The organism is Plantactinospora sp. WMMB334 (assembly GCF_049179095.1).
In the GTDB taxonomy this organism is placed as follows: Bacteria; Actinomycetota; Actinomycetes; order Mycobacteriales; family Micromonosporaceae; genus Plantactinospora.
In genome coordinates this window covers 5,219,224-5,238,951 of the sequence record NZ_JBMHME010000002.1, presented here as the reverse complement: position 1 = coordinate 5,238,951, position 19,728 = coordinate 5,219,224, and the positions used below count along the sequence as shown (strand labels likewise).

The following is a 19,728-nucleotide window of genomic DNA, read 5'->3' as shown; positions in this document are numbered from 1 at the left end:
CCGGGCAGCGGCGTTCGTGGCCCGGCGCAGCGTCAGCCGCTGCTGGGGTTGCCGCTGCCCGAGCCGACCGGGTCCCGCTGGATGATGCTCTCCCGCAGCGCGGTGAGCAGGTCGGAACTGTCTGTTATCGAGAGCCGGGTGAAGAGCGCGGTGGCCAGGCTCCCGTGGTCGGCCCAGGTGCAGACCACCACCTCGTCGCCGTCGGCGCGGCCGGTGCCGCAACTGCGGTACTCGCCGCGTACGCCGGTCGGAACCGGATCGACCGAGGTGACGCCGTACTCGTCCTGGAGCCGGGTGATCTCGTCCTGGACCGCGGATTCGGGGCTGAACCGGAATCCGGTGGTGCCGTAGATGACCACCCGCTTGCCGTTCGAGGTCCGGTAGACGCCCGCGAACGCCTCACCGTCGGTGAGCCAGTTCCGCGCCCGGACCTCCTGCTTCAGCTGCTCGGCCGTCTGCCGGCCGGCCGCGTTGTCCAGCAGCCGCAGGTCGAGGATCTCGCTCGGCAGCGGGTCGGCCGGCGAGGCCGGATACTGGTCCCAGACCGGCTTGGCGTAGTACGCCGGGATGCCGCAGCAGCAGGCGATGCTGAGCAGCGTCAGCGTGAGCATGACGCGGGGCCAGCGGCGCCGGCGGCGTACCGGAACGGGGACGTAGCCACGCGGCGCCTTCCAGTCCGGCGGTGCCGGTGCCAGCTCGTCCGCCGGGCGGCGCCGCTGTTTCGGCGGCCGTGGCGGGGCTGCGGGGGGCGGTGGCGGTTTCCGGACGGCGGGCGGTGCCGGGGCCGGCGGCCGGGCGGCCCGGTTCGGCGGCGGAGCGGCACGGGACGCCGGCCGGGGTGTGGTGCGCGGTGGCGGTGGTGCCTGTGGCGGTGGTGCCTGTGGCGGTGGCGTGCTGGCGTGCGGCGGCGGGGGAAACTGCCGGGTCACCGGCAACTGCCGGGCCGGGGGAGGACCGGCGGGGATGTCGTCGTAGCCGACGGGCGGGTGCGCATGCGCATGCCAGGGGTCGTCGGCGACGCCGGCCCACGGGTCGACCGGGGTGGGAATCTCCTCGTCGTCGGCCTCCGCCGCGGGCATCTGAAGGGTCGGGTCGACCTGCCGGGCCGGAACCACCTGGGGCGCGGGTGGGTCGGCGGCTTCGCCGTCGCCCCGGAACCAGCGACGCTTGCGCTGCCGTGGTGGCGGTACGGCTGCCGAACCGGTCCAGCGGGGTGCGGTGACCCGGGTTTCCGCCGCCTCGGCCGCCGTCTCGATCTCGGCCCCGCCCGGAGCGGGCGGGTTCGTCCGGGCCGACTCGGTCCCGGCTTCGGTCCCGACCTCGACCGGGTCGGTCGGGTCGGCCGGAACGGCCGGATCTGTCTGGGCCGGCTCGGCCTGGGACGCCTCGGCCTTGATCGGTTCGGCCGGGGACGCCTCGGCGCTGGTCGGCTCGGCCTGGGTCGGTGCGGCCTGGGTCGGTGCGGCCTGGGTCGGTGCGGCCTGGGTCGGTTCGGCCTTGATCGGTTCGGCCTTGATCGGCTTGGTCAGGGCCGGCTCGCGGGGCGCGTGCTGAGCCGGAGCGGGCGCGGCGGTGCTGCTTCCGGGCGGCGGGGTGGGCCGCGTCGGCCGGTCGTCGGGGTCGACGGCATCGATGTCGTCGATGTCGTCGGCGTCGTCGGCAGGGCCGTCCGGCTCCGCCGGGTGGTGCCGGGCCGCCTCGTCCGGCCGACCCTCCCGACCACCGGCCGCCTCGGTCGCCGGCTCCCGGTTCGGCAGGTCGGCGGGCACGGCTCTGTCCGCCGGTGCGGTCTCCTCCGGCTGCGGCTGGGACATTCTGCGGCTCTCCTCTCGCGCCCGTTCGAGGTTAGTACCGCCCGACCAATCGGTCGTTCCGCGCCGGATCGTACGACTGCCGCGGAGGGCGGGGAAACGCCGGTCGGACGGGTCCGGAGCGTTTTCCGACGGGGAGCGGGCATGGCGGGTCACGGGGGACGCCGGATCGGGGCGCGGGAGCGGCGCGTACCCTGGGTGGTTGGTCGGTGTTCCAGCCGAGTGTTCCGGGAGGTTCCATGAGCGCCGCGTCGTCCGCCGCGGACAGGTCAGCGGCGATGACGGTCTGGCCGCAGCTCGAACGGCTGCTTTCCCAGGTCAGCAAGCCGATCCAGTACGTCGGCGGCGAGCTGGGCGCGGTCGTCAAGGACTGGGAGTCGGCGGTCGTCCGCTGGGCGCTGATGTATCCGGACGCCTACGAGGTGGGCCTGCCGAACCAGGGCGTGCAGATCCTCTACGAGGTCCTCAACGAGCAGCCCGACGTGTTGGCCGAGCGGACGTACGCGGTCTGGCCGGACCTGGAGCGGCTGATGCGGGCCGAGGGCGTGCCGCAGTTCACCGTCGAGGCGCACCGGCCGGTCGGTGCCTTCGACGTCTTCGGCATCTCGTTCGCCACCGAGCTCGGCTACACCAACCTGCTCACCGCGATCGATCTGGCCGGCATCCCGCTGCTGGCCGCCGACCGCACCGACGAGCACCCGGTGGTGCTGGCCGGTGGGCACGCCGCGTTCAACCCCGAGCCGATCGCCGACTTCGTCGACGCGGCGGTGCTCGGCGACGGCGAGGAAGCGGTCCTGGAGATCACCGAGATCGTCCGGGCCTGGAAGGAGGAGGGCAGCCCTGGCGGGCGGGACGAGCTGCTGCTGCGGCTCGCCCGGACCGAGAGCATCTACGTGCCGCGCTTCTACGACGTGGACTACCTGCCCGACGGCCGGATCCAGCGGGTCGTGCCGAACCGGGCGGACGTGCCGTTCCGGGTGCACAAGCGGACGACGATGGACCTGGACGCCTGGCCGTACCCGAAGAAGCCGATCGTGCCGCTCGCCGAAACCGTGCACGAGCGGTACGCGGTGGAGATCTTCCGGGGCTGCACCCGGGGCTGCCGGTTCTGCCAGGCCGGCATGATCACCCGGCCGGTCCGGGAGCGTTCCATCACCACCGTGGGGCAGATGGTGCAGGAGGGGCTGGAATACTCCGGCTTCTCCGAGGTGGGTCTGCTGTCGTTGTCGTCGGCGGACCACTCCGAGATCGGCGACATGTGCTCCGGCCTCGCCGAGCAGTACGCCGGCACCAACGTCTCGCTCTCGCTGCCCTCGACCCGGGTCGACGCGTTCAACATCGAGCTGGCCCAGGAACTCTCCCGCAACGGGCGCCGGACCGGGCTCACCTTCGCCCCGGAGGGCGGCTCGGAGCGGATCCGCAAGGTGATCAACAAGATGGTGTCGGAGGAGGACCTGATCCGCACCGTGGTCACCGCGTACACCAACGGGTGGCGGCAGGTGAAGCTCTACTTCATGTGCGGGCTGCCGACCGAGACCGACGAGGACGTTCTCCAGATCGGCCGGCTCGCGCACGAGGTGATCAAGGCGGGTCGGGAGGCCACCGGCTCCCGGGACATCCGCTGCACGGTCTCGATCGGCGGCTTCGTGCCCAAGCCGCACACGCCGTTCCAGTGGGCCCCGATGGAGCGACCGGAGGTGATCGACAACCGGCTCAAGCTGCTCAAGCAGGCGATCAACGCCGACCGGTCGCTCGGCCGGGCCATCGGCTACCGTTACCACGACGGCGAGCCTTCGCTGATCGAGGGACTGCTCAGCCGGGGTGACCGCCGGGTCGGGGCGGTGATCCGGCGGGTCTGGGAGGACGGCGGCCGGTTCGACGGCTGGAGCGAGCACTTCTCCTACCGGCGCTGGGTCGACGTCGCCGCCGAGGTGCTGCCGGCCTTCGGGGTGGACCTCGACTGGTTCACCGTGCGGGAGCGGGAGCAGGCCGAGGTGCTGCCCTGGGATCATCTCGACTCCGGCCTGGACAAGGAGTGGCTCTGGCAGGACTGGCAGGACTCGCTCACCGAGTTCGAGCAGGACGACTGCCGGTGGACGCCGTGCTTCGACTGCGGCGTCTGCCCCGCCATGGACACCGAGATCCAGATCGGCCCGACCGGCAAGAAGTTGCTGCCGCTGACGCCGGTCAACACCGGCCTGCGCATGCCGGCCGGTGCCGGACACTAGCACCACCGTCCGCGCCGCAGCACCGCCGTCCGCGCCACGGACCGGATCAGGCCGGCTCGGGCCGGGACATCCGGATGGCGGGCGGCACCCCGACAATCCGTACGAGGAGCAACACGATCAGCAGAAAACCACAGCCGGAGGGCGGCCAGGCGCCGGTCGTACAGCGGATCCGGATCAGGTACGCCAAGCGGGGGCCGCTGCGGTTCACCTCGCACCGGGACTTCGCCCGGGCCTTCGAGCGGGCACTGCGCCGGGCCGGCGTACCGGTGGCGTTCTCACAGGGCTTCACGCCGCACCCCAAGATCTCCTATGCCAGCGCCGCGCCGACCGGGGTGGCCAGCGAGGCCGAATACCTGGAGATCGGGCTCCAGCAGCCCGTGGAGCCGGCCGCATTGCGCAGCGCCCTGGACGCCGCCCTGTCGCCGGGGCTCGACATCCTCGACGCGGTGGTGGCGAGCGGCGGCAGTCTGGCCGACCGGATCGACACGTCACGTTGGCGTGTCGAACTGCCGGGTGTCGGGCCGGACGTCCTCCATGCCGCGGTTTCGGCCTTTCTGGACGCCTCTGAGGTGCTGGTCGAGCGGATGACCAAGCAGGGGCGACGCGTCTTCGACACGCGCGCCGCCGTGGTCGGCATCGATGTGATCGAGAGGACGGAGGCACCTTCCGGGGTCGCGGGCATACCGTGTGCGATACTCGAGATGGTCGTCCGGCAGGTCACCCCGTCCGTACGACCCGATGACGTCCTTTCCGGCCTCCGCGTGGTGGCCGACCTGGAGCCGCCGGTGCCGCCGCAGGCGACCCGGCTGGCGCAGGGCACGCTGGCCGCGCAGGGGGAGATCGTCGATCCGTTGGAGGCGGATCGCGACAGGACCGCCATCGGTGAACGCCAGCCGGAAGCCCGGCCGGCGGTCAGGTAGGCAGACTTCGGCGACCGCGGTCACCTTGACGCGTCACCGGAAATACTTTGCGGCAACCCTGCGTGGCAGCGCTCACCCGCGCCCGGGGAAGCCAGAACTGGAGAACGTCCATGCTCGAGAACGAGCCAGAGGGCGGAGAACGGACCGGCGCCCAGCCGGCCGTCGACGCCAGCAGCGGCAGCACCGACAGCGGTGGCACCGCCAGCAGCGGCAGCACCGGAGGTGGTGTCGGAAGCGGTGGCGGAGCCGAGACCGACAGCGGCGGCAGAAGCCCGGAAGCGGCGAACGCCAGCGACACCGGCGGCAGCGGCGCGGCCGAGAGCGGCGCGGCCGAGAGCGGCAGCGGGGAGGCCCCCGTCCGGCGGCGTACCACCCGGCGGCGCACGTCGACGACGGCGAGCGAGCCCGCACCGACCGGCGTACCGGTCGAGGCGCCGGTCTCGGCCCGGGCCACGAGCGCAGAGGCGGCCGATGCCGAGGTGCTGGCGCCGGTGGCCGGCGACACCGACCCCGCTCCCAAGGCAACTCGCCGCCGGCGCAAGGCCACCACGGCGGAGAAGAAGCCCGGCGCGGGCGAGCAGGACGGGACCGGACTTCCGGCCGGCGTAGCCCCTCCGCTCGGCGACTCCGGTGTCCCGGTCGGCGACCCCGGGACGTCGGCGGATGATTCGGGCGCCTCTCCCCGCACCTCCGGTCCCGCCATCTCCGGTACGGCGGCGGTGGGACCGAGCGCCTCCGGCACGGAGGCAGCCGGAGCGGTGACCGAGCCGGTACCGCCGGTGAAGGTGACCCGTACCCGGCGGCGCAAGGCGGCGGCGCCTCCCGCCGAGCCGACCGGAGCGGCGGCCACCGGGGTTACCCCCGCCGAGTCCGACCTTCCGGCCACCGACGCCGGATCCGCCGGCCGTCCGGCCGACGAGGGGACACCGTCGACGCCGACGAGCACCCCGGCGGGGGCCGGCGATGCTCCGGCGACCGGTTCGGAGGTCGGTGCTCCGGCCGTACCGGAGTCGACCGCCGGCGCACCAGCCCTCGGTGACGAAGCCGGCACCGAGGTGGCGGAGGAGACCCGGCGGGGACGTCGGCGCCGCGCCGCGCTCTCCGCCCCGACCGTGCTGTTCATGGCTCCGGAGGAGGAGTCCCCGGCGAGCCGGGGCACGGCGACGGGCACGGGCGAGTCTGCTCCGGTTTCTCGGTCGGCCGAGGTCGAGGAGGAGCCGGCCGAGCCGGCCGAGACCGGGCGGCGGCGCCGCCGGGGCCGGCGCGGCGGTGAGTCGGTCACGCCGGAGGCGGAGGTCGAGGTCGAGGTCGAGGTCGCGACCGTCGCCGAGCAGGAGCCCTTCGACGACACCGAGCCCGGGGTGGACGAGGCGGAGGACGAGGAGAGCGCGTCCGCCCGACGGCGGCGGCGTCGTGGTCGCCGGGGCCGGGGCCGGGGCAAGGGCACCGCGGACGAGATCGAGGACGACGAGGAGAACGAGGAGCCGGCGGCCCAGGTCGATACCGGCGAGGACGAGGACGACGAGACCGAGCCCGAGGCGGGCGACGGGGACGGGGACGGCGTGACCCGCCGCCGTCGCCGTCGGCGGCGCAAGGGCGCCGGTGACTCCGACAGTGCGGCGGAGGACGGCGTACACACCGTCGTCAAGATCCGTGAACCCCGCAAGTCGGTGGACGAGGTGCAGGGCGTTTCCGGCTCGACCCGGCTGGAGGCCAAGCGCCAGCGCCGCCGGGACGGCCGGGAACAGCGGCGTACCCGGCCGCCGATCCTGAGCGAGTCGGAGTTTCTGGCCCGGCGGGAGGCGGTCGACCGGGTGATGGCGGTGCGCCAGCGCGGCGACCGTACCCAGATCGCCGTCCTGGAGGACGGGGTGCTTGTCGAGCACTACGTCACCCGCGCCTCCGCCGGGACCATGGCCGGCAACGTCTACCTGGGCAAGGTGCAGAACGTGCTGCCCAGCATGGAGGCGGCCTTCGTCGACGTCGGGCGCGGCCGCAACGCGGTGCTCTATGCCGGCGAGGTCAACTGGGACACCACCGGCCTGGAGGGGCGGGCCCGCTCGATCGAGCAGGCGTTGCGCTCCGGCGACTCGGTGCTGGTGCAGGTCACCAAGGACCCGATCGGGCACAAGGGGGCCCGGCTGACCAGTCACGTCGCGCTCTCCGGGCGGCACCTGGTCTACGTACCGCACGGCAACGCCTCCGGGATCAGCCGCAAGCTGCCGGACACCGAGCGCAAGCGGCTGCGCGACATCCTCAAGAAGCTGGTCCCGGACGGTGCGGGCGTGATCGTCCGGACCGCGGCCGAGGGTGCCAGCGAGGACGAACTGGCCCGGGACGTCAAGCGGCTCCAGGCGCAGTGGGAGGACATCCAGGCCAAGGCCGCCGAGGGTGGCGCGCCGGTGCTCCTCTACGAGGAGCCGGACCTGGTGATCCGGGTGGTCCGCGACCTGTTCAACGAGGACTTCCGGGAGCTCGTCGTGCAGGGCGACGAGGCGTACGACATGGTCGAGTCCTACCTCTCGCACGTCTCGCCGGACCTGGTGCCCCGGTTGCGCCGGCAGACCGGCACGGCGGACGTCTTTGTCGAGCGGCGCATCGACGAGCAGATTCTCAAGGGGCTGGACCGGAAGGTCTTCCTGCCCTCCGGTGGTCACCTCGTGATCGACCGGACCGAGGCGATGACGGTGATCGACGTCAACACCGGCAAGTACACCGGCGCGGGCGGCAACCTGGAGGAGACCGTCACCCGGAACAACCTGGAGGCGGCCGAGGAGATCGTCCGCCAGCTTCGCCTGCGCGACCTGGGCGGCATCGTCGTGATCGACTTCATCGACATGGTGCTGGAGTCGAACCGCGAACTCGTGCTGCGCCGGCTCACCGAGTGCCTGGGCCGGGACCGGACCAAACACCAGGTGACCGAGATCACCTCGCTCGGCCTGGTCCAGATGACCCGGAAGCGGATCGGTGCCGGGCTGCTGGAGGCGTTCAGCGAGACCTGTGACTGCTGCAAGGGCCGCGGCGTGATCATTCACACCGAGCCGGTGCCGGAGAAGTCGCGTCCGGGCGCGGGGGAGCGGGTCAAGGCCGTCGCCTCCGCCGCCCCGTCCGCGCCGACCTCCGAGTCGTCGACGACCGGCGGTCGCCGCCGGGGCCGGAAGTCGGCCTCGCCGGAGCGGGTCGTCGTCGAGGTCTCGGACTACGAGGACACCATGGGGTACGACCTGTCCCGCTACGAGGTGGAGACACCCGAGGCCGGGGAGGCGGCCGAGTCGGCGCCGGTCGAGTCGGCACCGGTCGAGTCCACCTCGGCCGAGCCGATGCGGCTGGCGGGTGCCGGTGACCCCGACGGTATCGACGAGACCGGTGACCCGGACGGGGAGGCCGACGGCGCGGAGGCCGGCGGCGGTCGTCGCCGGGCCCGGCGCGGAGGCACCCGGCGCCGTACCCGGCCCTGACCGCGTCCACCCGTCCCGCCCCGGGTCGCCCAGCGGGGACCGCACCGGTCCTCTCGGGCTGGGGCGGGGCGGCGGTCGCGTATCCGCCAGCGAAGTGCGGTGGCGGTCGGGTGCACCGCGCGGTGGCGGTCGCGCGCACCGGGTGGCGGTGGTCGGGTGCACCGCGCGGTGGCGGTGGTCGGGTGCACCCGCGCGGTGGCGGTTGCCGGACTGCGCCGATGGCGGAGAAGGTGGCTACGCTGGTCACTCCCTCGCGATAGTCGACCGGTCGCCGGCCACCCCCCGGGACCGCCCCGCCTGGGACGACCAGCCGCACCCCCGGAGGAGAAGACCATGCGACGCCTGTTGGTGACCGCCGCTATCGCCGCCGCGCTGTTCGCGGCGGCCGGCTGCTCGGGTGAACGGGACGGCGCGTCCGGACCAGGCCCCTCGGCCGGCCCGTCGTCCGGGGCACCGGCGACGGGTGCCACGACGCCCGGCGCCAGCCCGGGCGCTCCGGGCGGCTCACCGGCGGTGGTGGACACCAGGCCCGCCGGCGGCAACGGCAGGGAGGTCTGCGAGGCGGCCACCAAGGCCAGCACCTCCTCGGTGCAGACCTTCGTCTCGGAGCTGGGCAAGTCGCTCCAGGCCGCCGGCACGGGCGACACCGCCGGGGCGGAGGCCGCCCGGCGCAGGGCGGAGGCGGCGCTGCAGACCTGGGGCAACGCGATGCGGGAACAATCCGCCCGAGCCACCGACGAGCGACTCAAGACCGTACTGGCCGAGATCGCGACCGAGGTCGGCACGATGAAGGCCAGTATCGAGTCCGTCGACGAGAACAAGCTCCAGGAGCTACAGCAGCGGCTCGACCAGCTCTGCGCGACCTGACGGCGCACAGGCCCTGACGGCGCGGGCCCTGCGGAGGGTTTCCGGCGGCGGTTTCGCTTACCGGAGAGGGCGACCGGGCCGATCGGCGGCCCGCCGCCCGCTGCCGGGACCAGGGCCGGTTTGGGCGGGCGGCCCGTCATGGCGTACGCTAGCCTGCGGCGCAGATTACGTGCCACGTTCTCGCGTGCCCGCCCCCGCACCCGTGCGGTCGAGCTGGCCGTCGCGAACAACACCACCCGCAGCCTCAACGACAGGGAGTCCGCGTCCGATGTACGCGATCGTCAAGACCGGCGGCAAGCAGTACAAGGTCGCCGAGGGCGACGTGATCGAGGTCGAGAAGCTGGTCGGCCAGCCGGGCGACGCGGTCAAGCTCGCCGCCGTCCTCCTCGTCGACGGGGACAACCTGGTGACCGACGCCGGGCAGCTGGCCAAGGTCGCGGTGTCCGGCGAGATCGCCGAGCACACCAAGGGTCCGAAGATCCGGATCCACAAGTTCAAGAACAAGACCGGCTACCACAAGCGCCAGGGTCACCGCCAGCCGTTGACCAAGGTCAAGGTGACCGGCATCTCCAACGGCAAGTAAGCCCCAGCGGAAAGACAGGTCGTCCTCAGATGGCTCACAAAAAAGGTGCGTCCAGCTCGCGGAACGGTCGCGACTCCGCGGCGCAGCGACTCGGCGTCAAGCGGTTCGGTGGGCAGGTGGTCAACGCCGGCGAGATCCTGATCCGGCAGCGGGGCACGAAGTTCCACCCCGGTGACCTGGTCGGACGCGGTGGCGACGACACGCTGTTCGCGCTGGCGGGGGGTGCGGTCAAGTTCGGCACCAGGCGCGGCCGCAAGGTCGTCAGCATCGTGCCGTCCGAGCGGTAACGTCAGCTTTCCGGCGGAGCGGGCCGCGGACCTGGTGTCCGGGCCCGCTCCGCCGTTTCGCGCCGGGCCGAGGGCGCCCGGCGCACGGCGGGGCGACCCGCCACGTTTGCGGTGCCGGTCTGCGGCGCCGGTGAAAGGATTGGCAGCGTGACCACGTTCGTTGACCGGGTCGTACTGCACCTGCAGGCCGGGGACGGTGGGCACGGTTGCGTCTCGATCCATCGGGAGAAGTTCAAGCCGTTCGGCGGGCCGGACGGCGGCAACGGCGGGCACGGCGGCAGCGTCGCCCTGGTGGTCGACCCGCAGGTGCACACCCTGCTCGACTTCCACTTCCGGCCGCACGTCAAGGCCGAGAACGGCAAGGGCGGTGCCGGCTCCAACCGGGACGGCGCCAACGGGCGCGACCTGGTGCTCAAGGTCCCGGACGGGACCGTCGTGCACGCCATGGACGGTACGGTGCTGGCCGATCTGGTCGGCACCGGCACCACCTTCGAGGTGGCCCGCGGCGGTCGGGGCGGTCGGGGCAACGCCGCGCTGGCCAATGCCCGGCGCAAGGCGCCCGGCTTCGCCGAGCTGGGCGAACCGGGCGACCAGCTCGACGTCGTACTCGAACTCAAGAGCGTCGCCGACGTCGGCCTGGTCGGCTTCCCGTCGGCCGGCAAGTCCTCGCTGATCTCGGTGCTCTCGGCGGCAAAGCCGAAGATCGCCGACTATCCGTTCACCACGCTGGTGCCGAACCTCGGCGTGGTCCGGGTCGACGAGCACACCTTCACCGTCGCCGACGTGCCAGGGCTGATCCCCGGGGCCGCCACCGGCAAGGGGCTCGGGCTGGCGTTCCTGCGGCACATCGAGCGCTGCGCGGTGCTGGTGCACGTGGTGGACGCCGCCACCCTCGAACCGGGCCGCGACCCGCTGGCCGACATCGACGCCATCGAGGCCGAGCTGGCCGAGTACGGCGGGCTGGCCGACCGGCCCCGGCTGGTCGTCCTCAACAAGATCGACGTACCGGACGGGCGGGACCTGGCCGAGATCGTCCGGCCCGACATCGAGGCCCGTGGGCTGCGGATCTTCGAGGTCTCGGCGGTGACCCGGGAAGGGCTACGCGAGCTGACCTTCGCGCTGGCGGAGCTGGTCGAGCAGGCTCGGGCGGCAGCACCCGAACTGGAGCCGACCCGGATCGTGATCCGGCCCGTCGCCGTCGACGACGCCGGCTTCACCATCGAGGCGGCGCCGGACGGTGCGTACGTGGTGCGCGGGCAACGGCCGGAGCGCTGGGTCCGGCAGACCAACTTCGACAACGACGAGGCGATCGGCTACCTCGCCGACCGGCTGGCCCGGCTGGGCGTCGAGGAGCAGCTGGCCAAGGCCGGCGCCGAGCCGGGGAGCCTGGTCCGGATCGGCGAGCGGGAGTTCGACTGGCAGCCGACGCTCTACGCCGGTGCCGAGTACGTGCCGAGTGCGCGGGGCACCGACAGCCGACTGGCGGAGAAGGTGACCCGGCCGACCGCGGCCGAGCGGCTCGCCGCCCGCAAGGCCCGCCGGCAGCGTCCGCCGGAGGAGGCCGCCGACGGGACACTGCCAGACGGTCCGGGATTGGACGATCCGGAAGACGAGTCGTAGGCGGACGAGTCGTAGGCGGACGAGTCGTAGGTGCCGGTCGGAGCAGCAGCTCCGTAGGGCCGGCGAGACGGGAGCGGCGGCGGGCGGGTGCGGATTGGTTCTCTACGCTCCGTATCGGGTCCACCCGGCCGAAACCTTGGCGAAATGCCCGCTGCCTACCGTCGACGGTGTGCTGATCGAGTCACGCGTGTCGTCGGATCCCGAGCTGGCCGCCCTGATGGCGGCGCAGCAGCGCGAGCTGCGGGAGGCCGGTGGCGGTCTGGACGCGCGGGTCTTCCTGCCGTACGACGACGCCCGCTACCTGGTCGGCGTCCTCGGCGGCCGGGCGGTCGCCTGCGGGGCGCTCCAGGCGCTGGACCGGGAGACCGCCGAGATCAAGTGGATGTACGTCCGGCCGGCGCACCGGGGTCAGGGCCTGGCCCGGCAGATCCTCGGCGCGCTGGAGGAGCTCGCGCTGCGGTCGGGGCACACCGTGCTGCGGCTGGAGACCGGCAGCCACCTTCCCGGTGCGATCCAGCTCTACCTGTCGTCCGGTTACGCCGAGATCCCCGTCTACGGCGCGTACGTCGACAACCCGTACAGCATCTGCTTCGAGAAGCGACTGCCGGTCCTCGCCTGAGCGGACCCGCCGGTCCCCGGTCCGGTTGGACCGCCCGCCCGTGCGGGCCGCCCGTGCGGGCCGCCCGTGCGGGCCGCCCGTGCGGGCCGCCCGTGCGGGCCGCCCGTGCGGGCCGCCCGTGCAGGCCGCCCGTCAATGGCTGAGCAGGCCGATCGCCCGCTTCGCCCGGTGCACCGTGTCGGCGGCGTTCTCCCGGGCCCGTTCGGCGCCGTCGGCGAGCACCCGCCGGACGTACCCCGGATCGCGGGCGAGTTCCGTGTAGCGGGCCCGGATCGGCCGGAGCAGCCCGTCGACCGCCTCGGCGACCGCGCTCTTGAGCTGGGCGTACGAGCCGTGGTCGGCGGCCAGTGCGGCGGGTGAACCGCCCAGGCAGGAGGCCAGGATCTCCAGCAGGTTCGTCACGCCGGGACGGTGCTGCGGGTCGTACCCGACGGTGCGGCCCGGGTCGGTCACCGCGCGCAGCACCTTGCGGCGGATCACCTCGGGCGGATCGAGCAGGAAGACCGTCCCCGCCGCGCTGGCGCTGGTCTTGCCCATCTTCGCGGTCGGGTCGGCCAGGTCCATCACCCGGGCCGACACCGCCGGGTGCACCGCGCGGGGCACGGTGAAGGTGTCGCCGTACCGGGCGTTGAACCGGGCCGCCACGGTGCGGGTGAGTTCGAGGTGCTGGCTCTGGTCCTCGCCGACCGGCACCTCGTGCACGTCGTGCAGCAGGATGTCGGCCGCCATCAGCACCGGATAGCTGAGCAGGCTCAGCCGGACCTGCTGGCGCTCGGCGGACTTCTCCCGGAACTGGATCATCCGCTGCGCCTCGCCGAATCCGGTGGCGCACTCCAGCAGATAGTGCAACTCGGTGTGTTCCGGCACCTGCGACTGCACGTAGAGCAGCGCCCGGTCCGGATCGAGGCCGGCGGCGAGCAGCACCGTCGCCTGTTCCAGGGTGAGCCCGCGGATCCGCTCCGGCTGGTGGGTGACGGTCAGCGCGTGCAGGTCGGCCAGAAAGACGATCGTCTCCGCCCGGTACTGGCCCTCGACGACCGGCCGGATCGCGCCGATCAGGTTGCCCAGGTGCAGGTGACCGGTGGGCTTCAGGCCGGTGATCCGGCGTACCCGGGAGGTGGCCCGGGCCGGCACGGTGGCCGGGCCGGCGGCGGTGGTCGGGCTGCTCGCAGTGGTCGGGCCGGCGGCGGTGGTCGGGCTGGCGGTGCGCATGAGCTGCTCCTTCGACGGGGTCGCCACCCCGGGGAGCGCATGCGAAACGGCCGCCCGGAGGGGCGGCCGTTGGCTGTTGTCGGGACGCGGATGCGATGGCCGCCCGTCTAGGGCGCCCACCAGCCGTTCGTGGTCATCCGCACACCCAGCACGCTACCAGGCGCGTTAGGAAGGGCCCCTTCATATACAAAAAGCGATAAGAAGGGGCCCTTCCTTGCGGGTCAGCCGGTGGGGACGACGCCGACGTTGAGTTCGGCGACCGAGGTCCAGCGGTCACCGTTGACCTCGCCGAGGGCGCGGAGCCGGATGTACCGGCCGGTGGTGGGTGGGATGGTGACCGTCTGTTCCGCGGCGCTGTTCGGGAAGGTGCCGGTGGCCACCGGGGTGCCCCAACTGCTCCGGCTGTTGGAGACGTAGACCTCGTAGCCGGTGATCCGGCCGGCGGTGTTGGAGCCCTGCCGGGGCAGGTAGTAGAGCCGGTTCACCGCCCGGGCGCTGCCCAGGTCGAGGTCGATCCAGTGCGGGTGCGAGGAGCTGGAGAGCAGCCGCCGGGTGTGCCAGATCGACGAGCTGTTGCCGTCCCGGACGTTGGTGGCCCGGCCGTTGACCAGGATGGTTTCCTGGCTGTCCGCGCCCGCCACCGACCATTGCGACTGGGGCAGCCGGACGCTGCCGGACTGCGGGTTGTAGGTGGCGGTGTAGCTGGCCGGGGTGCTGGGGGCGGTGATCACGTGGGTCTGCGCCCCGCCGTCGGACCAGGAGCCGAAGACGTACGGGACGCCGCCGACGGTCTGCGGGGTGACCGCGCTGACCGTGTTGCTCGACCCCTGGATGACCGTACGGGTGAAGGGCGCCGCCTGCGCCGTCGAGCCGAAGACCAGTTGCAGCCCGGGCGGGCTGGTGTCGAAGGTCAGGTCGACGGTCTTCGGGTCGAGCCGCACGCTGGTGCTGTGCGACAGCCCGCCGCTGTCGGTGGCGGTCAGCACCAGCTCCAGGTACGACGGATACTCGTGGTCCGGCCCGAACATGCTGCCGCTGCCGCCGGTGAAGTCCTGCAACGTGTGGGTGTGGCAGTTGTCCAGGGTGTAGCAGTGGTGCAGGAACATCCGCCAGTGCAGCGCGCTGGGCGGCAGGGTGCCCTGGTCGGGGTCGGTGGCGTGCCCGGTGAAGCTGATCGGGTCGTCGACCGCCCAGGTGAAGTCGCCGTTCGGGGTGTCGATCACGGCGGTCGGCATGCTGTTGCCGGTCTGGATCGGCACCGTCTGGGTGCCGGAGGCGTCCAGCGTGTCGTAGACGGTCAGCCGGGCCGTGTACGGCCCGCCGGCCGGATAGGTGTGCGACGCCGTCGCGGTGGTCGCGTCGACGGTGCCGTCGTCGGTGAAGTCCCACTCGTAGCGCAGCCGGCCGGCGTCGGCCGGGTCGGCGTCGGAGGAGCCGGTGCCGTCGAAGTTCACCGTCAGCGGTGCGCTGCCGGAGGTGGGCGAGGCGGCGATCGACGCGACCGGCGGCTGGTTGCCGGGGAAGTAGCGGATCCGGCGCACCGAACCGGCGTGGTCGACGTAGTAGAGGTCACCGCCGGGCCCGACGGCCAGGTCGACCGGGTTCGCCGCGGCGCTGCCGAAGGTTCGCCGGTTGGCCGCCACCGGCAGCCCGCCGGGCGCGTCGGGAAGCATCGCCCAGATGCAGTCCCGGGAGTAGTCGGAGAAGAAGAGCGCCCCCGCGTACTCGGCGGGGTAGCTGCCGCCGGCGGCGGGATAGAAGGCGGCACCGGAGACCGAGGAGCTGCCGGTCGGGCAGGCCTCTCCGGCCACCACCCGGGCGGCGTGGTCGTAGGTGTAGAACGGCGCGGTCTGCCCGGCACCGGTGTAGAGGCTCTCGCACATGTCGAGGTTGGCGCTGTCGTAGCCGCTCTGCCGGCCGGCGCCCTCGTAGCAGGGCCAGCCGAAGTTGGTCACCCCGGCGGTCGGCTCGACCACCCGGTTGACCTCCTCCCACCGGGTCCAGCCGACGTCACCGAGCCAGACCTCGTTGGTGCCGGGCCGGATCGTGAACCGGTACGGGTTGCGCAGGCCCTGCGCGACGATCCGCCGGATGTTCGGGTCGGGGCTGGCCGCCGACGGGTTGCCGGGGGCGGCGGCGCCGGTCAGCGGGTCGAGCCGGAGCACCGTACCGTCCAGGCTGGTCGGGTCGGCGGTGGTCCGGGAGTCCTGGGAGCGCAGCGCGCCGCCCTCGGCGGTCGGCGGGGTCATCGTGCCGCCGGGCGGGTCGGCGCACGGGTTCGGGGGGTTGCCGAGCTGGCCGTAGTCGACCAGGTCGTAGCTGGCCCCGTCACCGGCGCTGGCGTAGAGCATCCCGTCGGCGCCGAACCGCAGGTCGCCGGTGGCGTGGCTGGCGTACTGCTGGCACCAGTCCTGCACGAAGACCTGCTCGGTGCCGGTCATCGTGTTGCCGGCGGCGGTCAGCCGGGAGAGCCGGCCGGTGACGATGCAGCGGCCGCCGTTGGTGCCGCCGACCGCGGCGCAGTTGTCGTTCCAGTACGGCGCGGTCTGCCCGGGTGGCGCGTCGTAGGCGTAGAGCACGTAGACGTAGGGCTGGGTCGGGAAGTCCGGGTGCAGGGTCATCCCGAGCAGCCCCCGGTCGTGCTGGTTGTGCACGTTCGCCGACAGGTCGGCGAAGATGGTGGCGCTGGTGTCGGCGAGATCGTCGTAGACCTTGATCCGGCCGCCCTTCTCGGCGACGAAGACCCGGCCGTCCGGGGCGAACTCGATGTTGGTCGGCTGGTTCAGGCCGGTGAAGACGATCTGCTCCTGGAATCCGGTCGGCAGCACCACCGCGGCGGCGGGCGCCGAACCGGTGATCGGCGCGGCGAGCGCGGCCACCAGGGTGACGGCGACCCCGGTCCTCAGCAGACGGGTGATCGGTGACGGTCGTGCGGAAGATGGCATGCCTTCCCCCAACTTGGCGCAGCTCCAAGTAGTGCACGGTGCGACCTTCGCCCTCCGGCCCGGGGCCGGGTGCACAAAGGATCTGTCACGCTAGGGGTACGGACGGTGCGGGGCAGCCCCGGCCCGCCCGGAGTGAGCATGTCGTGAGTACGGGCTAACCGTACGTCACTCTTCTATCCGGATGATGTCGCCCGGATCCCGACGGACCGCCTCGGCGGATCATCGGAGAGTGCCCGGCCGGTCGGGCGAACCCACTCCGACCGACCGGTCGAGCCGGGGTCGAACCCGTCGTCGGTCGGGGTCAGGCTCGGGGCCGAAGACTCGTGCTCAGTCGAGGTCGAACTCGCCGTCCTGGGCGCCGGCGACGAAGGCGTCCCACTCGGCCTGGGTGAAGACCAGCACCGGGCCGTCCGGTTCGGCGGAGTTACGCATGCCGATCAGGTCGTCGACGAACGCGATCTCGACCGCTCCCTCCGAGTCGTCGCCCTCGGCGCGTTGCCACACGGCGCGCGACAGGTCGAAATCGCCCTTGGGGTGCTGCGCCATCGTCCGTTCCTCCATCGGTAGTCCGTCCGGGACCGAGCCGTCCGCGGACCCATGGTGCAGGATAAGCGGATGCCGAGCCTGACCCGGGTAGCGGCGGCGGAACGCGCCGTCCTGCTCACCGTCGAGTCGTACGGGATCGAACTCGATCTCACCGGGCCGGCGGAGCACTACCGGTCGACCAGCACCGTGCGGTTCCGTTGCGCCACTCCGGGAGCCGGGACGTTCATCGAGGTCAGGCCCGTCCGACTGCGCGGCGTACGGCTCAACGGCGCCGACCTGGACCCGGCCGCGCTGGCCGACAACCAGTACCCGTTGACCGGGCTGGCCGCCGAGAACACGCTGGTGGTCGAGGCGGAGATGGCGTACTCGAACACCGGGGAGGGGCTGCACCGTTTCGTCGATCCGGCCGACGGCGGGACCTACCTCTACGCGATGTCGGGGTTGGACAACGCCCAGCGGATCTTCGCCTGCTTCGACCAGCCCGACCTGAAGGCGCCGGTGGCCCTGACCGTCACCGCGCCCGAGGAGTGGATCGTGGCCGGCAACGGGCGGCTCGCCGCCGGGCCGGTCTCCGGGCGCTGGACCTTCGCCCCGACACCGCCGCTGGCCACCTACGTCGTGACGCTGGTCGCCGGGGCGTACGCCGTACTCCGGGCCGAACACGACGGCATCCCGCTCGGCCTCTACTGCCGGCGCTCGCTCGCCGGGATCCTCGACCGGGACGCCGAGGAGATCCTCACGGTCACCCGGCAGTGCCTGGACCGGCTGCACGGGCTCTTCGGGGTGCGCTACCCGTTCGACAGGTACGACCAGGCGTTCGTCCCGGAGTTCAACATGGGCGCGATGGAGAACCCGGGCCTGGTCACCTTCCGGGACGACTACCTGTACCGCTCGGCGGTGACGGAGGGCGAGCGGGAGCTGCGGGCCACCGTCATCGCGCACGAGATGTCGCACATGTGGTTCGGCAACCTGGTCACCCTGCGCTGGTGGGACGATCTGTGGCTGAACGAGTCGTTCGCCGAGTACTTCGGCACCCGGCTGACCGCCGGGGCGACCCGGTTCGACGGGGCGTGGACCACGTTCTCGCTGCGCCGCAAGGCCCTGGGCTACGCGGCCGACCAGCGGCCCTCCACCCATCCGGTCGCGCCGACCGAGGTGGTCGACGCCGCCGAGGCGGTCTCCAACCTCGACGGCATCTCGTACGCCAAGGGCGCCTCGGTGCTCCGCCAGCTCGTCGCCTGGCTCGGCGACGACGCCTTCCTGGCCGGGCTGCGCGGATACTTCGCCACGCACCGGTTCGGCAACGCCACCCTGGCCGACCTGCTGGCGGCGCTCGCCGACAGCAGCGGCCGGGATCTGACCGGCTGGGCCGAGGTCTGGCTGCGTCGGCCCCGGCCCAACACCCTCCGCACCGCGGTGCGGTTGCGCGACGACGGCCACTACGCCGAGGTCGCGGTGGTGCAGGGCGCGCCACCGGTGCCGGGCGCGCCACTGCCGCAGGGGGCGCCGCCGGACCATCCGGTGCTGCGCCCGCACCGGATCGGCGTGGGGCTCTACGACGCCGATCCGCCCGGTGCAGGGAGCGCGTTGACGCTCCGGGAGCGGATCGAGGTGGACCTCGACCCGGCGGTGGACGGCGGGCGTACCGTGCTGGAGACGCTGACCGGGCGGCCGGCGGCCCGGCTGCTGCTGCCCAACGACGGCGACCTCACCTTCGCGAAGGTACGCCTCGACCCCGCCTCGGCCGCCGCCGTGCCGGCGGCGCTGCCGGCGCTGGCCGACCCGCTGACCCGCGCGCTGCTCTGGGCGGAGGCGCTGGACGCGGTCACCGACGGCGAGCGACCGGTCGCCGACCTGCTGTCGCTGGTCGTTGCCGCCCTGCCGGCCGAGCGCGAGGTGGTGGTGGTGCAGGACGTGCTGCCCCGGACCCGCTCGCTGCTCGATCGCTATCTGGAGCCGGAGCTGCGGCCGGCCGCTCTGGCGCAGGTCGCGGACACCTGCGACCGGCTGCTCGCGGCGGCCCCGCCCGGCGGCTCCGGCCAGCTCACCGCGGTGCGCGGGCTGGTCGAGACGAGCGTCGACGCCGCCCGGCTGACCGGCTGGCTGGCCGGCAAGGACGTTCCCGACGGGCTCGCGGTCGACGCCGAGCTGCGCTGGGCGGTGCTTCGCCGGCTGGCCGTGCTCGGCGTGGTGGGGGAGCCGGAGATCGCCGCCGAGGAGACCGACGACGGCACCGCCAGCGGGGCGGAGTGGGCCGCGACCTGCCGGGCCGTGCTGCCGGACCCGGTGGCCAAGGAACGGGCCTGGCGGCTGCTCGTCGGGGAGACCGGCCTTTCGAATCGGCTGCTGGAGGCCACCGCCACCGGCTTCTGGCAGCCCGAGCAGGCGGAGCTGACAGACTCCTACGTGGAGCGTTACTTCACCGAGATGCCGGTGGCGGCGTCCCGTCGTACACCCTGGGTCGCCGACCGGGTCGCCGGGTTGGCCTATCCCCGTTACGCCGTGGCCGCGCGGACCCGGGAACTGGCCGCCGCGCTGCTGTCCCGCGACGACCTGCCGTCCGGCCTGCGCCGGGTCGTGGTCGACGCGGACGACGACCTGCGACGGGCGCTCGCCGCACGCCGGTGAGCGG

Annotated in this window: 13 protein-coding genes; 9 read left to right on the top strand and 4 right to left on the bottom strand. The window is 73.0% G+C overall.

What is annotated here, in order from left to right; all coding sequences use genetic code 11:
* Nucleotides 1-32: 32 nt before the first annotated feature.
* The gene (locus ACN27G_RS22310) at nt 33-1,814 is read right to left on the bottom strand and encodes a hypothetical protein (RefSeq protein WP_421494719.1); all 1,782 of its coding nucleotides are present in this window, start codon (nt 1,812-1,814) and stop codon (nt 33-35) included.
* A gap of 236 nt (nt 1,815-2,050) precedes the next feature.
* On the opposite strand from ACN27G_RS22310, the gene ACN27G_RS22305 reads away from it, so the two are divergent.
* The 8 genes from ACN27G_RS22305 to ACN27G_RS22270 all read left to right on the top strand — a co-directional run bounded on the left by ACN27G_RS22305 (nt 2,051) and on the right by ACN27G_RS22270 (nt 12,393).
* Nucleotides 2,051-4,039 (top strand): TIGR03960 family B12-binding radical SAM protein, encoded by a 1,989-nt coding sequence (locus tag ACN27G_RS22305; protein WP_421494718.1) that lies wholly within the window; start codon nt 2,051-2,053, stop codon nt 4,037-4,039.
* A 74-nt stretch (nt 4,040-4,113) separates the two neighbouring features.
* Nucleotides 4,114-4,959, top strand: a complete 846-nt coding sequence (locus tag ACN27G_RS22300; RefSeq protein ID WP_421494717.1) for a TIGR03936 family radical SAM-associated protein — start codon at nt 4,114-4,116, stop codon at nt 4,957-4,959.
* Between the two features lie 110 nt (nt 4,960-5,069).
* The gene (locus ACN27G_RS22295) at nt 5,070-8,417 is read left to right on the top strand and encodes an Rne/Rng family ribonuclease (RefSeq protein ID WP_421494716.1); all 3,348 of its coding nucleotides are present in this window, start codon (nt 5,070-5,072) and stop codon (nt 8,415-8,417) included.
* Nucleotides 8,418-8,750: 333 nt separating this feature from the next.
* Complete coding sequence (locus tag ACN27G_RS22290) at nt 8,751-9,284, top strand: hypothetical protein (RefSeq protein WP_421494715.1); 534 nt, start codon at nt 8,751-8,753, stop codon at nt 9,282-9,284.
* A gap of 268 nt (nt 9,285-9,552) precedes the next feature.
* Nucleotides 9,553-9,867, top strand: coding sequence for a 50S ribosomal protein L21 (gene rplU / locus ACN27G_RS22285; RefSeq protein WP_278063662.1), 315 nt, complete (start codon nt 9,553-9,555; stop codon nt 9,865-9,867).
* A 29-nt stretch (nt 9,868-9,896) separates the two neighbouring features.
* Nucleotides 9,897-10,154: a 50S ribosomal protein L27 gene (rpmA, locus tag ACN27G_RS22280; RefSeq protein ID WP_421494714.1), complete on the top strand. Its 258-nt coding sequence runs from the start codon at nt 9,897-9,899 to the stop codon at nt 10,152-10,154.
* A 147-nt stretch (nt 10,155-10,301) separates the two neighbouring features.
* Nucleotides 10,302-11,774 carry a GTPase ObgE gene (gene obgE, locus ACN27G_RS22275; RefSeq protein WP_421494713.1) on the top strand — a complete coding sequence of 491 codons (1,473 nt, stop codon included), beginning with the start codon at nt 10,302-10,304 and terminating at the stop codon, nt 11,772-11,774.
* 169 nt (nt 11,775-11,943) lie between these two features.
* Nucleotides 11,944-12,393 carry a GNAT family N-acetyltransferase gene (locus ACN27G_RS22270; RefSeq protein ID WP_421494712.1) on the top strand — a complete coding sequence of 150 codons (450 nt, stop codon included), beginning with the start codon at nt 11,944-11,946 and terminating at the stop codon, nt 12,391-12,393.
* Nucleotides 12,394-12,525: 132 nt separating this feature from the next.
* Here the strand turns inward: ACN27G_RS22270 and trpS are convergent, their stop codons facing one another.
* The 3 genes from trpS to ACN27G_RS22255 all read right to left on the bottom strand — a co-directional run bounded on the left by trpS (nt 12,526) and on the right by ACN27G_RS22255 (nt 17,096).
* Complete coding sequence (trpS, locus tag ACN27G_RS22265) at nt 12,526-13,605, bottom strand: tryptophan--tRNA ligase (RefSeq protein WP_421494711.1); 1,080 nt, start codon at nt 13,603-13,605, stop codon at nt 12,526-12,528.
* Between the two features lie 221 nt (nt 13,606-13,826).
* Nucleotides 13,827-16,550, bottom strand: a complete 2,724-nt coding sequence (locus ACN27G_RS22260) for a PQQ-dependent sugar dehydrogenase (protein ID WP_421494710.1) — start codon at nt 16,548-16,550, stop codon at nt 13,827-13,829.
* Between the two features lie 327 nt (nt 16,551-16,877).
* Entirely contained in the window at nt 16,878-17,096 is a 219-nt protein-coding gene (locus tag ACN27G_RS22255) for a DUF397 domain-containing protein (protein WP_101371446.1), read from the bottom strand.
* A gap of 69 nt (nt 17,097-17,165) precedes the next feature.
* Between ACN27G_RS22255 and pepN the strand changes: the two genes are divergently transcribed.
* On the top strand, nt 17,166-19,724 hold the full coding sequence (gene pepN, locus ACN27G_RS22250) for an aminopeptidase N (RefSeq protein WP_421494709.1): 2,559 nt from the start codon (nt 17,166-17,168) through the stop codon (nt 19,722-19,724).
* Nucleotides 19,725-19,728: the final 4 nt, after the last annotated feature.